General features: G+C 69.5%; 14 protein-coding genes. 3 read left to right on the plus strand and 11 right to left on the minus strand.

Translation table 11 applies throughout. From position 1 onward, the window contains the following. Positions 1-125: 125 nt before the first annotated feature. Positions 126-1,124 (minus strand): inorganic phosphate transporter, encoded by a 999-nt coding sequence (locus OHA98_RS37450; protein ID WP_266932332.1) that lies wholly within the window; start codon positions 1,122-1,124, stop codon positions 126-128. Between the two features lie 5 nt (positions 1,125-1,129). After that, on the minus strand, positions 1,130-1,750 hold the full coding sequence (locus OHA98_RS37455) for a DUF47 domain-containing protein (protein WP_266932334.1): 621 nt from the start codon (positions 1,748-1,750) through the stop codon (positions 1,130-1,132). 243 nt (positions 1,751-1,993) lie between these two features. On the opposite strand from OHA98_RS37455, the gene OHA98_RS37460 reads away from it, so the two are divergent. Beyond that, entirely contained in the window at positions 1,994-2,347 is a 354-nt protein-coding gene (locus tag OHA98_RS37460) for a metal-sensitive transcriptional regulator (RefSeq protein ID WP_266932601.1), read from the plus strand. 33 nt (positions 2,348-2,380) lie between these two features. Here the strand turns inward: OHA98_RS37460 and OHA98_RS37465 are convergent, their stop codons facing one another. Both OHA98_RS37465 and OHA98_RS37470 read right to left on the minus strand, forming a co-directional pair. Beyond that, positions 2,381-2,635 (minus strand): hypothetical protein, encoded by a 255-nt coding sequence (locus OHA98_RS37465; RefSeq protein ID WP_266932625.1) that lies wholly within the window; start codon positions 2,633-2,635, stop codon positions 2,381-2,383. 229 nt (positions 2,636-2,864) lie between these two features. Beyond that, entirely contained in the window at positions 2,865-3,722 is an 858-nt protein-coding gene (locus OHA98_RS37470; protein WP_266932336.1) for a hypothetical protein, read from the minus strand. A gap of 175 nt (positions 3,723-3,897) precedes the next feature. On the opposite strand from OHA98_RS37470, the gene OHA98_RS37475 reads away from it, so the two are divergent. After that, entirely contained in the window at positions 3,898-4,128 is a 231-nt protein-coding gene (locus tag OHA98_RS37475; RefSeq protein ID WP_266932338.1) for a hypothetical protein, read from the plus strand. Between the two features lie 95 nt (positions 4,129-4,223). After that, positions 4,224-5,870 (plus strand): FAD-binding oxidoreductase, encoded by a 1,647-nt coding sequence (locus OHA98_RS37480; RefSeq protein ID WP_266932340.1) that lies wholly within the window; start codon positions 4,224-4,226, stop codon positions 5,868-5,870. Between the two features lie 155 nt (positions 5,871-6,025). Here the strand turns inward: OHA98_RS37480 and OHA98_RS37485 are convergent, their stop codons facing one another. The 7 genes from OHA98_RS37485 to OHA98_RS37515 all read right to left on the minus strand — a co-directional run bounded on the left by OHA98_RS37485 (position 6,026) and on the right by OHA98_RS37515 (position 14,231). After that, positions 6,026-6,757: a phosphatase PAP2 family protein gene (locus tag OHA98_RS37485; RefSeq protein WP_266932342.1), complete on the minus strand. Its 732-nt coding sequence runs from the start codon at positions 6,755-6,757 to the stop codon at positions 6,026-6,028. A gap of 390 nt (positions 6,758-7,147) precedes the next feature. Continuing rightward, on the minus strand, positions 7,148-8,140 hold the full coding sequence (locus OHA98_RS37490; RefSeq protein WP_266932602.1) for a bifunctional lytic transglycosylase/C40 family peptidase: 993 nt from the start codon (positions 8,138-8,140) through the stop codon (positions 7,148-7,150). 105 nt (positions 8,141-8,245) lie between these two features. Next, entirely contained in the window at positions 8,246-8,782 is a 537-nt protein-coding gene (locus tag OHA98_RS37495; RefSeq protein WP_266932344.1) for a hypothetical protein, read from the minus strand. Positions 8,783-8,805: 23 nt separating this feature from the next. Continuing rightward, a complete protein-coding gene (locus OHA98_RS37500) occupies positions 8,806-11,184 on the minus strand; it encodes an alpha/beta hydrolase (RefSeq protein ID WP_266932346.1) in 2,379 nt (792 codons plus the stop codon). Between the two features lie 232 nt (positions 11,185-11,416). Beyond that, positions 11,417-11,617, minus strand: a complete 201-nt coding sequence (locus OHA98_RS42815) for a hypothetical protein (protein WP_323179700.1) — start codon at positions 11,615-11,617, stop codon at positions 11,417-11,419. A 359-nt stretch (positions 11,618-11,976) separates the two neighbouring features. Then, on the minus strand, positions 11,977-13,803 hold the full coding sequence (locus OHA98_RS37510) for an alpha/beta hydrolase (protein ID WP_266932348.1): 1,827 nt from the start codon (positions 13,801-13,803) through the stop codon (positions 11,977-11,979). After that, a complete protein-coding gene (locus OHA98_RS37515; protein ID WP_323179701.1) occupies positions 13,800-14,231 on the minus strand; it encodes a hypothetical protein in 432 nt (143 codons plus the stop codon). Before OHA98_RS37515 ends, OHA98_RS37510 begins: the two co-directional genes overlap by 4 nt. Between the last annotated feature and the right edge of the window lie 51 nt (positions 14,232-14,282).

Below are 14,282 nucleotides of genomic sequence, written 5' to 3' on the forward strand. Positions count from 1 at the left end.
CACCACAAGGCAAAAGGGTCCGCCCCCGGTCTCCGGAGAGAGAACGGGGGCGGACCCATTTCCGTACGGCCGCCGGGTAGCACGTGTCAACGGCGGGGCAACAGGGCGGCGCCGGGCATCGGCTCTCAGCCGAAGAGCAGCACCACGACGCCGTAGCTCAGCGCGGCGACGAGCGCCGCGGCCGGCATGGTGATGAACCAGCCGAGGATGATGTTCTTGGCCACGCCCCACCGCACCGCGTTCACCCGCTTGGTGGCACCGACACCCATGATCGCCGAGGTGATGACATGCGTCGTGGAGATCGGCGCGTGGAACAGGAACGCCGAGCCGAACATGATCGACGCACCGGTCGTCTCGGCCGCGAAGCCCTGCGGCGGGTCCAGCTCGATGATCTTGCGGCCGAGCGTACGCATGATGCGCCAGCCGCCCGCGTACGTACCGAGCGAGAGCATCAGCGCACAGGCGATCTTCACCCAGACCGGGATCTCGTCGTTCGGTCCCTCGACATCGGCGATGACGAGCGCCATCACGACGATGCCCATCGTCTTCTGGGCGTCCTGGAGGCCGTGCCCGAGCGCCATGCCCGCCGCCGAGACCGTCTGCGCGATCCGGAAGCCGCGCTTGGCCTTGTGCGGGTTGGCGTTCCGGAACATCCACATGATGGCGACCATCACCAGATAGCCGACGACCAGACCGATGATCGGCGAGAGGAACATCGGGATGACGACCTTCTCCAGCACCCCGTCCCAGTGCACCATCGTCCCGCCGGCCAGCGCCGCACCGACCATGCCGCCGAACAGCGCGTGCGAGGACGAGGACGGCAGGCCGTAGTACCAGGTGACGAGGTTCCAGATGATCGCGCCGACCAGCGCCGCGAACAGGATGCCCATCCCCTTCTGGCCCTCGGGCGTGGCGATGAGGCCTTCGCTGACGGTCTTGGCGACCCCCTGGCCCAGGAAGGCACCCGCGAGGTTCATCACGGCGGCCATGGCCAGGGCCGCCCGCGGGGTCAGCGCCCGGGTGGAGACCGAGGTGGCGATGGCGTTCGCCGAGTCGTGGAAGCCGTTCGTGTATGTGAAGCCGAGCGCGACACCGATGGTCACGATCAGCGCAAAGGTGTCCACGAGGTTCAGGACTCCTTGACCGCGATGGTCTCCACGGTGTTGGCGACGTGCTCGAACGCGTCAGCCGCCTCTTCCAGTACGTCCACGATCTGCTTGAGCTTCAGAACCTCCATGGCGTCGTACTTGCCATTGAAGAGGTGGGCGAGCAGCTTGCGGTGGATCTGGTCGGCCTGGTTCTCCAGACGGTTGACCTCGATCCAGTACTCGGTGAGGTTCTCCATGGTCCGCAGGCTCGGCATGGCCTCGGCGGTCAGCTCCGCCGCACGGGCCAGGACCTCGATCTGCTGCTCGACACCCTTGGGGAGCTCTTCGACCTGGTACAGCACGACCAGGTCGACGGCCTCCTCCATGAAGTCCATGATGTCGTCGAGCGACGAAGCGAGGTTGTAGATGTCCTCGCGGTCGAACGGCGTGATGAAGGAGGAGTTGAGCTGGTGGAAGATCGCGTGGGTGGCATCGTCCCCCGCGTGCTCCGCTGCCCGCATACGCTCCGCGATCTCGACTCGGGAGGCAGAATCCGCCCCGAGCAGTTCCATGAGGAGTTTCGAGCCCGTGACGATGTTGTCCGCAGACGCGGAGAACATGTCGTAGAAGCTCGTCTCCCTGGGGGTCAGACGAAAGCGCACGTGGGGTCCTCGGGGTGCTTTGGATTCGGTCAGGCTGATGCTAGGCGCATCATCCGGCCACGGCTAACCGGCATTCTCAGTGTCGCCCATCAGGCACAGTGATCAGCACGGACCCCCGGTCACGTTTCGGCTGGATTCGTTACGATATACCGGGCAGGGGTATATCGAACGCAGATAAGACGCAGGCACGACACAGACAAGACACAGCTCAGAGGACAACGGGAGGACGCAATGACGGACGCGATGACCACCACCGAGACCACGGAAAGCGGCGCGGCGGGCACCGCCGAGGCCGTCACCGACCACGACCGCGGTATCCACGGCTACCACCACCAGAAGGCCGAGCACCTCAAGCGCCTGCGCAGGATCGAGGGCCAGATCCGCGGCCTCCAGCGCATGGTCGACGAGGACGTCTACTGCATCGACATACTCACTCAGGTCTCGGCCTCCACCAAGGCCCTGCAGTCGTTCGCGCTCCAGCTGCTGGAGGAGCATCTGCGCCACTGTGTCGCCGACGCCTCGGTCAAGGGCGGCGAGGAGATCGACGCGAAGGTCGAGGAGGCCACGAAGGCGATCGCCCGTCTGCTCCGTACGTGAGCCGGTGGACGAGGAACCGCGACGTGCGGGATGTCACCCCCGGCGGCAGCCCTGCCGGGGGACCGATGCCCGGTGCCCGGCACACGGCGCGTCCGCCCGCACGTCTCCTCGTACGTCCGCCCGCCCATCTCCCCGTACGCTTCCGCGCACGTCGAGCACCTCGTCGATACGGTCCGGACTGAGGCGTTCCTCACGGGTGGCCGAGGCCGCGATCATCAGCTCGCCGCACAGTTCGATCTCGGCGAGAGCCACACGGTCCTGAGCGTTCGGAGCGCTGAGCGTCACCACCTGCGTCACCTCTCTCTGCCGTCGCCGACCCTTGGCGCACCTGCCCCTAGCGTAGGGAGCGGGAGAGTCGATGTGCATGGCACGGACGGACCATTTCGGCCACCCAACCGGACCCCGCATACCGCGCGCACGTACCGGGCTCGCGGACCGGGCGGGCCTGACGGGACCGGGCGGACCTGGCGGAACCGGGCGGACCTGACGGGACCGGGCTCGGCGGGGCGCTCGGCTTTCAGCCCTGCCGGATCTCCCCCGTATAGATGTCGTCGTCGTCCGGCAGCATCACGGTGACCGGCACCCCGAACCCGTACAGCAGCATCGTCGACACGACGGTCACCTCGGGCCCCTCGGCGGCGAAGGTGAAACGGTGGCGCACCTTGCGCAGCCGCCCCTCCTCGTCCAGATAGGCGTCGAAGGGGACGGCGTCCCTGCGGAACCCTTTCGCCGCGGCGGCCAGCGCACCGCGCGACTGCGGCGAGGCCGCCCGCGCCGCGCGGCCCAGGTCGGCGGTGCCCCGGTAGTGGTGCACCGTCACCCCGGCCAGCTCCGTCTCCCCTCGGTACGTCACCCCGCGCGCACCGCGCAGCAGTTCCGCCGCGGCCATCGGATCGGTGACCCCGCCGGTGAGGAGATTGCCGTCGTCCAGAGCCGTCGTATCGACCCTGACCCACTTGTCGTCGGGGACTCCGGCTCCACGGTTCTTCATATAGAGGGCCCCGGGGGCCAGCAGCTCGGTGATCGGCCGGTGCCCCTCGCCCCCCGCGGCGTCCTTCGGCAGCACGACCTTGATCTCCCCGAGCTGCCTGCGGAAGTCGTACATCCCCTGACCCCTGATCGTCACCCGGGTCCCGCCGACCGCCGTCTCCATCGACGTACGCGTTTCGGCGCCGCCCGACTCGGCCAGCACATCGGCCGCCTGCCCGAGCACATCGGCGGGACGTCCCGCCGAGACCGCGCCGCCCCCGGCCGCCGGCCCCTCGTCGCCCTCGCCGCCGCCCGAACACCCGACGGACACCGCCATCACACCCGCCACCGCCAGGGCGCGGACCGTCCGGGCCCTGCCTCCACACCTGTGCTGCCGCACCACCATCGCCTGCCAACCCTCAACGACTACTGCCCGACCGAGCCCTCACCCGCCCCGCATAACGACCACCGCGGTCCCCCGTCACGCCGCCCCGGCGCGCCCCCGCCGCGCCCCTCCCCGCCGCCCCGGGCAATCGGCCCGCTCCCTCCCGCATCGGGGCCGCCCCCAGTACCGTGGACGCGTGCCTGAGGAACCCCCCACCCACACCCCCGTCACCGCGGCATCCCCCGCCGCGACGCCCCTCGCGCCCTGGCTGACCGCACCCCTGCCGGGCGGCGCCGGGCACAGCACCTCGACGGTCGAACGGGGCTCGTTCTGCCTGGCCCGCTGCAGCTGCGGCTGGTCGGGACCGGCCCGCAGATCACGGGACCGGGCCCGCAGCGACGCCGAACAGCACCTCGCCGCGCCCTGACGCCCCGGCACTCCCCGACTCCCCGCACGCACCCGGACAGCCGCATGTTTCCGGCCGGAGGCTCCGCCCCGGCGGTCCCCCGATCCGGAGGTCCCATGAACGCCCCCACCGCGCCGAGCCGCCGCACCGTGCTGGGCACCGGGCTGGCCGCGGCGCTCACCACCGCCGCCGCCACCGCCTGCGAGGCCTCGGACAACGGCCCCGGCGCGGGCGGGCCGACCGGCGGGGGCTCCGACCCGGGCCCCGGCGGCGCCCCGGCCACCGCCCGCCCCACCACGCCCGCCCCGCCGGCTTCCGCCCCGGCCTCCCCCGCCGACTGGCCGGCCCTGGCCCGCAGCCTGGACGGACCCCTCGTACGGCCCGGCGACTCCGCGTACGGCACGGCCCGACAGCTCTACAACACCCGGTTCGACGGTCTGAAACCGGCGGCCGTGGCGTACGCGGAACACGAGGACGACATCCGCGAGTGCCTGGCCTTCGCCCGTACGACCGGCACCCCCGTGGCGATACGCAGCGGCGGTCACTCCTACGCGGGCTGGTCCAGCGGCAACGGCCGCCTCGTCATCGACGTCTCCTCGCTCGCCCGGGTCGAGCGCGACGGCACCGGGAGCACCATAGGCGCGGGCGCCCGGCTGATCGATGTCTACCGGGGCCTGGCCCGGCACGGCCGGACGATCCCCGGCGGCTCCTGTCCCACGGTCGGCATCTCCGGCCTCACGCTGGGCGGCGGGCACGGCGTCGCCTCCCGCGCGTACGGCCTGACCTGCGACAGCCTGACCTCGGCCAGACTGATCACGGCCGACGGCCGGACGGTCACCGCGGACGCCTCCCGCCATCAGGACCTGTTCTGGGCCCTGCGCGGCGCGGGCAACGGCAACTTCGGCGTCGTCACCGAACTCCGCTTCCGCACCCGGCCGGCCCCCCGTACGGTCAGCGCCTACCTCAGCTGGCCCTGGTCCCGCGCGCAGGCGGTCCTCGCCGCCTGGCAGTCATGGGGGCCGGACCAGCCGGACGAGATCTGGTCCTCCGCCCACCTCGCCGCGGGGCCGGGCGGCGCCACCCCCACCCTCACGGTCGCCGCGTTCAGCCTCGGTACGTACGGGGACCTGCAGAACGCCGTCGACCGCCTCGCCGACCGGATCGGCGCCTCCGCCTCCTCCGTATCGCTGCGCAGCCGCAGCTACCAGGAGGCGATGCTCGTGTACGCGGGCTGCTCGGGCTTCACGGACGCGCAGTGCCATCTGCCGGGTACGACACCGGGCCGTACGGCGGACGGGGCCCTCCAGCGCGAGACGTACAGCGCCGCCTCCGACTTCTTCACCGGCTCGCTCCCCCCGGCGGGCCTGCGCGTCCTGATCGACCGGACGGAGGCGTTCACCCGGATCGGCGCGGGGCGGGAACAGGGCGGCGGCGGCGGTTCCCTCTCGCTGACCGCGCTCGGCGGGGCCATCAACCGGGTCGGCCGGCAGGAGACCGCGTTCGTCCACCGCGGCTCACGGATGCTCGCCCAGTACATCGGTTCCTGGCGCCCCGACAGCCCCGGCACCGCGCAACAGGAGTGGCTGAAAAACACCTATGGAGCGCTGCGCCGGTACGCATCGGGTGAGGCCTACCAGAACTACCCGGACCCCCTGCTGACGGACTGGCGGAAGGCCTACTACGGCACCGCGACGGACCGACTGTCACGCCTGAAGAAGCAGTACGACCCGGCGGGCCTGTTCACCTTCCCCCACGCGCTGTGAGACGCCGGGCCTTCGGAGCTCCGGGACCTCGGAGCTCCGGAGCCTTTGACACCAGGGGCCCAGGGGCCCTTGACGCCAGGAGCTCCGGAGCCTTTCACGCCCAAGGGCCCCGGGGCCCAGAGCCTCCGGGCCCCGGCGGTCAGGCGGTCAGGCGGTCAGGCGGCCAGGTCCTTCTCCCCCGCGGCGCCGCGTCCGGACCCCGGCCGCGGCTCGGGAATCCCGAGCGCGTCCTCGCGCCCCTCGGCGGAACCGGCGACGGGGCGCCGGGACCGTACGAGTACACCGATGCGCTCCGACCGGGAGACGGCGGTCACCAGCGGGGTCAGCAAGGCCATGGCGAGCGGCGCGAGCAGCAGGGCCACGGCCGTGCCGAGGGCGAAGCCGCCGATCACATCGGTGGGGTAGTGCACGCCCATGTAGACACGGCAGAACCCTTCGACGAGCGCCAGGCCGAGGGCGGCGAACCCGAACTTCCGGTTGGCCACGAAGAGTCCGACACCGATGGCCATGGCCATGGTGGCGTGGTCGCTGACGAACGAGAAGTCCGTCTTGCCCTTCACGAGCACATCGAGTCCGTCGTGGTCGTTGAACGGACGCGGCCGCTCCACGAACCCCCTGATCGGGATGTTGATGAGCAGCGCGATCCCGGCGGCGAGCGGCGCCCAGACGAGGCCGGCGACAGCGGTCACCGAGTCCTCGACCGTGCCGCGCCGGCGAACGCTCCACCAGCACCACAGGGCCACCAGCACCATGCCGAGCATGATCCCGTACTCACCGACGAACTCCATGACCCGGTCGAACCAGGTGGGAGCGGCTTTCGCCAGCCCATTGATGTCGTAGAGCAGGCTGACGTCGGGGTTCGACCCATCGAGTGCGAGTCCAGCCATCTGCTGCGGCCCCTTGCCTTGTCTGCTGCCGCGACGCGCGTCCGTGCACGCCGCATTGGTCGAACCCCCGTGTTCGATGCGATGCGGATATCGCGGGTCCGGCCCCGCGGTCCCGTCACCGTGCGACGGCTCTGTCGCACGACGTCCGGACCGCCGCCCGCATGGTCAGTGCACGGGCCGTCCCAGTCCAGGGAACGGCCCGCCAACCGTGTACGTTCCGCTCTCCACCGAATGATCACCATGACGTTATCGAAGAGAGACTCGTTGTCGCAGCTCAGGGCCCAGGCTTCACAGAGAGTTCCGGCCACGGCCGACTCTCCGCCAGGCGTGGACGGCCCGTGACCTGCCGGCCCATGACCGCCAGGCCCGTGACCGTCAGGCCCATGACCGTCAGGCCTGGGGAAGGTCCGTGGGAAGTGCCGCGGCCCCGTCCTTGGTGACCCGGGTCGCACCGAAGTAATCGGGCGTGTCGATCTTGTCGAACCGGATCACCGACCCGGTGTACGGAGCGTTGATCATGTAGCCGCCCCCGACGTAGAGCCCCACGTGGCGGATGGCCCGCGAGTTGGTCAGGTCGTCGGAGAAGAACACCAGGTCACCCGGCAGCAGCTCGTCCCGCGAGGGGTGCGGCCCGGCGTTGTACTGGTCGTTGGCCACCCGGGGCAGTTCGATGTCGACGGTCCGGTACGCGGCCTGGGTCAGCCCGGAACAGTCGAACCGGCCGCCCTGCTCCTTCGTCCCGTTCCCGCCCCACAGATACGGCGTACCGAGGCGGCCCTGCGCGAAGTGGATGGCGGCGGCCGCCTGGCGGGACGGCTCGACGCGGCCCACGGGCCTGGCGAAGCTCTTCTCCAGGGTCCGGATGATCTTGACGTAGTTCTGGGTCTCCTCGATCCCGGGGACCCCGCCCGCCTTGATCACCCGGTAGGCGCCGGCGTTGTAGGCGGCCAGCATGTTGTCGGTGGGATCGCCCGGGACCTTCTTCACATACCCGGCGAGCTCACAGTCGTACGAGGCGGCCGAGGGAATCGCGTCGGCCGGGTCCCACACGTCCCGGTCGCCGTCCTTGTCCCCGTCGATCCCGTGCGAGGCCCACGTACCGGGGATGAACTGCGCGATGCCCTGCGCGGCCGCGTGGCTCTGCGCCTTGGGGTTCCACCCGCTCTCCTGGTAGAGCTGCGCGGCCAGGAGAGCGGGGTTGATGGCGGGACAGAGATTGCCCCACTTCTGCACCAGGGGCTGGTAGCGCGCCGGAACAGCGCCCTTGGCCAGCCCGACAGCGCCGCCGCCGGCACCCGCGATCCCGGCGGCGGCCGAGTACGTACCGACGACGAGCAGCGCCACGAAGCACATGGCCAACCCGACGCCGATCCCACCGACCATCCAATATTTCCGCACCCCTCAACCATCCCCCATCGGAGCGCGGTTCACGGCCGATTTCGCGGGTGTGTGCGACTTGTTCGGGTCATCGGGGGCGCTGACCGGTCATCAGGAAGCTCCGGCGGACCAGAAATCGGAGCGCACGTTGGGACGGGGCAACGGGTAGACCCCCTTGTACGCCTTGCCGTTCGGCTCGGACGTGGAGTCGGCTACCTTCGATTCCTTCACACAGGGGCTGTCCGCCTCGAAGAAGGCCTGGCCCTTGCCGCGGATACTGACGCTGATGCCGAACCCGCTCTTCGTCACGGCGTAGACCGCGGGGAACACCTCGTCGTTGTTGACCGCCTTGATCCGGTAGTCGCTGTCCCGCCAGAAGGTCTCCACCCGGTCCAGGAACATCTCACGGCGCTCGGCGGACACGATGGTCATCACGGTCCGCCTGCGGGTCACCCCGCAGGCGCGCGTGGTCGTCGGGCCGTGCGCCCACTCGACCTCCGGCTCGATCCCCTTCAGGACCGCGTCGAGCATCTCGTCGGAACGTTCGGCGGCCTGCTGCATGTCCATGCCGCTCTTCTTCCCTCCGTCCGACTGACGCATGCTCTCGGTCCCGCAGCCGGACAGGGCGAGCCCGAAAGCCAGGGCCATCGCAACGATCGGGAACCTTCGCCTCACCTTTGTTCCTCCATCTTGAGCCGGTCGGAGTGACCCGACACGATCAGAGCGATGCTGTCCGCAGAGACGGCGTCCCGTTCGGGATCGAAGTACTGCGAGTGCGCTTCCAGACTGACACCACTGCCGCTGATCACCGCAGGGCCGTCGTCCACGGGGAACCGGTGGGCCCCGAACGCCTTGCTCGCCGGGTCCTTGCCGAACCAGAGGTCGTCGTCGCCCGGATCGGCCAGGTCTCCCGCGAGGTACGAGATACCGGGGCCACCCGTGATCAGACCGATCGCGCCCACCGCGACCTGGGTCTTGGACGGGAGCTTGGTCACCGGGTCGTTGCGCGCGGCTCCGACGAAGACGTGCCCGCTGCCGACCCCGAGGTCCACGGCGTGGTCGACGCCGACCCCCGGACTGCCGACCAGGATGATGTCGTCGACCCCCGGAATCCCGCCCTCCCGCTGCGTCGCGGCACCGACGGTGCGCGAGCCGTAGGAGTGGCCGATCGCCGTCACATGCGGGTCCTTGTTCTGGTTGGTGGCCGCGATGCCGCCCATGAAGTCGCTGTAGGCCGCACCGCCCTTCTCCGCCCGACCGCTGCCCATCACCGCGAAGTACCCGCCCACACCGTCGCTGTCCGGCAGCTGCGGAGCGTCGTACCCGAGCCAGACGATCGACGCCGTGGACTCGTCGTACCCCTGGGCGCCGATGGCCGTGTCACGGGCGCGGCCGAGGTCGTTCTTCGCGAACTCCTCGTCCAGGGAGGTGTTGAGCCCCGGTACGTACGCCGACACGTTCTTCGATGTGTCGGGGTTGCCGTAGGAGACGATGGCCCTCCCGTTGCCCTCGTCCCCGATGCCGATCAGATACATCGGCGGCTGCTGCTTCTCCTTCAGCTGCCGGTCGATCTCCTTGAGGCCCGCCAGCTGCTTCTTGGCCTTCTCGGTGTCCGTCTTCTCCAGCTTCCCGATCAGGTCCTGGAGGTTCTTGCGGTTGGCCGCGTCACGGGCCGCCACCGGAATACCGTCGAGGTTGCCGATCCGGTCCGGGCTCAGCTCGATGTACCGCTCGCGCTGCTCCTCCGAGAGCCCGTCCCACCAGGACTTGCGCTGGGCCGCGGTGCCGTTCTCCGGAATCCGGTCGTTGAGGAAGCCACGCTCGGCCTCCTTCACCTCGGCATCGACACGGCCTCCGGAGCCCGGCAGCCCCATCCCGGCGCCACCGCCGCCACCGACGGCCTTGTTCACGTCCCAGGCCGCGCCGATGAAGTCGCCCCGGTCCCACTTGTCGCTCGCGCCCTGGGCGTCCTTGGTCCACTGGTCGACGATGCCCTTGCCGCTCTCGACGGGGTTCAGGACCGCGTCGACGACGCCGCTGACATCGCCGCCGAGCCCGTCGCCGAGGAAGCCGTCGAAGAACCCGCCCTCGGAGTCACCGCCGCCGGAGCCGCTGCCCGAACCGTTGCCCGGCCCGTTGCCCCCGCCGCCATTGGATCTACCCGCGTCGACCGGCGTAGCGGAATCGTCCCCACCGGACGCGGAGGACCCTTCAGTGCCACTGGAACCACCAGTTCCGCCTGCGCCACCGGTACCGCCCGAGCCGCCTGCGCCGCCCGAGCCGGACCCACCGGAAGCGGCGGACCCACCGGAGCCGGACCCACCGGAAGCGGCCGAACCCCCGGCATCCGTACCGCCGGTGGTCATGCCACCCGTGACGGTCGAACCCTCGGAGCCCGCGCCGCCGGAGGCCGAACCCTCACCGCCCTGGTTTCCCCCGGAACCCGACCCGCCGCCGGCCACCACATCGGTACCCGGAGCGGAGCACGAGCTTCCGGTCAGTTCACAGATCGCGCTCTGAAGCCGGCCACTCACCGACCCGCCGATACCCGTCGCCGTGATCGCGCCGACGAGGGCCACGACCACGAGGACCATTCCCAGGTACTCCAAGGCGCTCTGGCCGCTGTCGCGGCGCGCCTTCACCATCCGGGCAACACTGAACGGCCGGTGCTCGGCCCGCTCTTCCTTGCCCAGCCGGAACCAGGCACGCACTTCGGTGCGTGTAAGCAGTACGACGACCACGGCGGGAATCACCAGCCGTGTCACACCCTGCAAACCGGCTTCACCACTGAGCGTGGCCAACGCACCGAGCATGAACCAGGCATGCACGGCGAGAAGGCCCCGCCAGATCCCGACGCCACCCGTACGCGCATACAGAGACAGCACGAATCCGGTGATGCCGGGCAGGGCGGCGTACAGAAGCATCCCGATCAGATGCCCATCGACCGCGTCGACCGAGGCGGCGACCGACAGCACGTCGATCCCACCCACGATCGTTGCCACGAGGAGCACTTGAACGAGAATGAGCACCGCCTGCAGTGGGCGTGGCATCGGTTGCCTGCCCGTACGGACCGTGACAGCGCTTACATCAACGCCGCCCGGAACCGCGACTCCTCGTATGCCAGACAAGACCAGTCCCCTACCTTGTGAGTGGGCGGCGCAGCGACAGATAAATCACTCCACGTATGCGACCACAGCGGCAGGGGACGCAGCATGGGCCCCAGGGCCCAATGCAGGGCTCAAAAACTTTGCCCGTTGGGCAAGTTGAGATGGATTGCTCCGGTCATGAAGAGCCCACCGACCGGGCCACCGAGGCCCCGGCGGACCAGAAGCCATCGCGGATGTTGGGGCGCGGGATGTGCTCCATGCCTTCGTAGGTGGGGGCGGTGGCCCTGCTGGTGGAGTCGGCCACCTCGGACTCCTGGACGCAGGGGGTGTCGACCTGGAGAAACGCCTGCCCCTCCCCGCCGAATCGAAGGCTCACCCCGAACCCCTGCTCGGTCTGGGCATAAACCGCTGGAAACTCCGCATCGTTGTTAACGGCTGTCATGCGGTAGCCGTTGGACCGCCAGAAGCGATCCACGAGACCCAGCAGGCTCCCTCGGCGCACGGGAGACACAACTGTCATCACCACGCGCCTTCGAGATACGTCGCAACTCCCAACGGTCGTAGGGCCGTGAGTCCACATAACACTCGGCTGGATTTTCTCCAGCACTGCGTCAAGCATCGAATCAGCGTGTTCCGCCGCACCCTGCATGTCCATATCGGACCTCTCCGAACTCGCACAACCAGATAGCGCACAAGCAATGAGGAAAACTGCTGCCACACTTCGCAGGCGGTAATTCAACGCGGCTCCTCAAGTTTCACCCGATGAGAATGCCCGGCAGTAATGAGGGCGATACTGTCAGCCGATGCAGCATCTCGTTCAGGGTCGAAGTACTGTGAGTGAGCATCAGCGGATAGGCCGTCGGTGCCGATAAGTCTCGGTCCATCGTCCACGGCGAAGCGCCTGGCTCCGAAGGACCTACTTGCCGGATCCTTTCCGAACCAGAGGTCATCGTCGCCAGGATCGACGGCGTCCCCGAGGGCTTGCGCACCGACTGGCCCTGCAACGCCGAGACCGACCATGCCAGCGATGTATTGCACCTTCGACGGGACCTCAGTCACCACGTCATGCTTCGCCGCCCCGACGAACACGTGCCCCTCCCCCACCCCCAGGTCTTCAGCACGATCCACTCCCACCCCTGGACTCCCGACCAGCACGATGTCGTCCACACCAGGAATTCCTCCACCTTGCTGGGCCGCAGAACCAACCGTGCGGGAACCGTACGAGTGCCCAATAGCCGTCATGTGCGGATCGCTATGTACGTTGGTTGCCTCCAGCCCGCGCATAAACTGCCCGTACGCCAAACCCCCATTCTCTGCACGCCCTTCTCCCAAGATCGCCAAATTCCCTGTCTTGCTACCCCTTTCAGGGATCTGCGGGGCGTCATATCCGAGCCACGCAATCGACGCGCTGGACGGATCAATATCACGGGCGGCCAAGGCCGTATCCTTGGCTCGCTTGAGGTCCCCCTTGGCGAACTCCTCATCCAAGGACGTGTTCAGCCCCGGCACATACGCCGCCACATTCCGCGACGTATCAGGGTTCCCGTAGGAGACGATCGCGCGCCCGTTTCCCTCGTCCCCGATGCCGAGCAGATACATCGGCGGATCCCCGGCCTTGGGGACGGCCTGCAACTGCCGCTCGATCTCCCTCAGCGCCGCCAGCTGCGTCACGGCCGTCTCGTCGTCCCGGCCGCCCAACTTGCCGATGAGCAGCCGCAGGTTGTCCCGGTTGGCCGCGTCCCGTACGAGGGCCGGGATCCCGTCCAGGTTGCCGATCTGATCCGGGTACACCGCGAGGTACTCCTCGCGCCGTTCGTCCGTCAGGCCGGCCCACCACGCCTTGCGCTCGGCCGGAGTCGCGTCGTACGGGATGCCCTCCTTCAGGTAGCCCCCCGCCGCATTCCGCACCGCGGCCGCGTCCGCCGCCGCGTCCGTCCACGCCGCGTCCGGGACCCGCAGTCCCTCCTCCGCCTTCAGCTTCCGCAGGATGCCCGCGTATCTCCAGTCGGCCTCGGCCGCCGCGCGCACGGCCTGCACCACCCGGTCTGCGATGTCCTGCGCCTTTGCCGTGTTCGGGTTGGGCGCGACCAGTCCGGACGGCGCGAGGAACCCCGGCATGACCACTCCCGACGCAGTGCCGCCCGGCAGTGGTGTCCCGTCGATCAGCCCCTCGCCGGCCGCCGGGTACGTCACCGAACCGTCCGCGTGCACGGTGAACTTCAGCGCCGCCGCATCATCCAGCGCGTCCTGCAACGCCCGCTGCTGGGCCTTCATCTCATGGGCCAGGCTGTTCAGCGCAGTACGCAGCAGGCCGCACTCCGTGTAGACGTACTGGAAGTTCCGGGCCAGTTGGCGCAGCCTCACGACCGCCGCCTCGGCCGCCTCGCCCTGTTGCGTCGTGCGGAGTCCGTTCAGGAGTTGCTTGTCGATCCGGTCCCGTGCGGCGTCGGCCCGGTTTCCGGCCTTGCCCCAGCCATCGGCCGCGCCCTCCAACTCGGCGCACTTCACCTCGCGCAACGTCGCCCACGTGAGCGCGGTGGACGCCCCGCGCGCGCCGTTCACCGCGCACCGCCCCCGCTCACGCCCTCACCCATGCCGCCGCTCCCGCTTCTCGCCACCGGAGCGAAAGCGGACTTCACGGATTCGTCGGTCTCGCCCTGAGCCCGCGCCACGGCCCGCAGCTTCGCGGCGAGACTCCCGCACTCACCGCGCGCGGCCTCGATCCGCCGCTCCCACGAGTCCCGTACAGCGCCAAGTTCCGCCAGCGCCGCCAGCCCACAGGCACCGGCACCGGCACCGGCACCGGCCATCAGGCCCTCATGCGCCGTCGCCAACTCGGAATGCACCGGCCCCATGTGCGTACGCAAGGCTTCCGCACCCCCGGCCGCCCGGGTCCAAGGCCCGCCACTGTGTTTCAGCTCCGCGCTGCCGCCGACCCCCGGCCCCGCCGCCAGATCGCTCAACCGCTGCCGGTCACCCACCCAGCTCACCCCGCTCCTTGATCGTGGAGCGGCACTGTGCCAAATCGGATGTACGCGACA

It is taken from the genome of Streptomyces sp. NBC_00654 (genome assembly GCF_026341775.1).
Classification (GTDB): domain Bacteria; phylum Actinomycetota; class Actinomycetes; order Streptomycetales; family Streptomycetaceae; genus Streptomyces.

Excerpts from the sequence above, each read along its gene's own strand:
- OHA98_RS37460 (WP_266932601.1), top strand. The coding sequence starts at position 1,994 with ATGACCACCACCGAGACCACGGAAAGCGGCGCGGCGGGCACCGCCGAG.
- OHA98_RS37495 (WP_266932344.1), bottom strand. The coding sequence starts at position 8,782 with ATGGCCCTGGCTTTCGGGCTCGCCCTGTCCGGCTGCGGGACCGAGAGC.
- OHA98_RS37480 (WP_266932340.1), top strand. The coding sequence starts at position 4,224 with ATGAACGCCCCCACCGCGCCGAGCCGCCGCACCGTGCTGGGCACCGGG.
- OHA98_RS37490 (WP_266932602.1), bottom strand. The coding sequence starts at position 8,140 with ATGGTCGGTGGGATCGGCGTCGGGTTGGCCATGTGCTTCGTGGCGCTG.
- OHA98_RS37470 (WP_266932336.1), bottom strand. The coding sequence starts at position 3,722 with ATGGTGGTGCGGCAGCACAGGTGTGGAGGCAGGGCCCGGACGGTCCGC.
- OHA98_RS37485 (WP_266932342.1), bottom strand. The coding sequence starts at position 6,757 with ATGGCTGGACTCGCACTCGATGGGTCGAACCCCGACGTCAGCCTGCTC.
- OHA98_RS37500 (WP_266932346.1), bottom strand. The coding sequence starts at position 11,184 with ATGCCACGCCCACTGCAGGCGGTGCTCATTCTCGTTCAAGTGCTCCTC.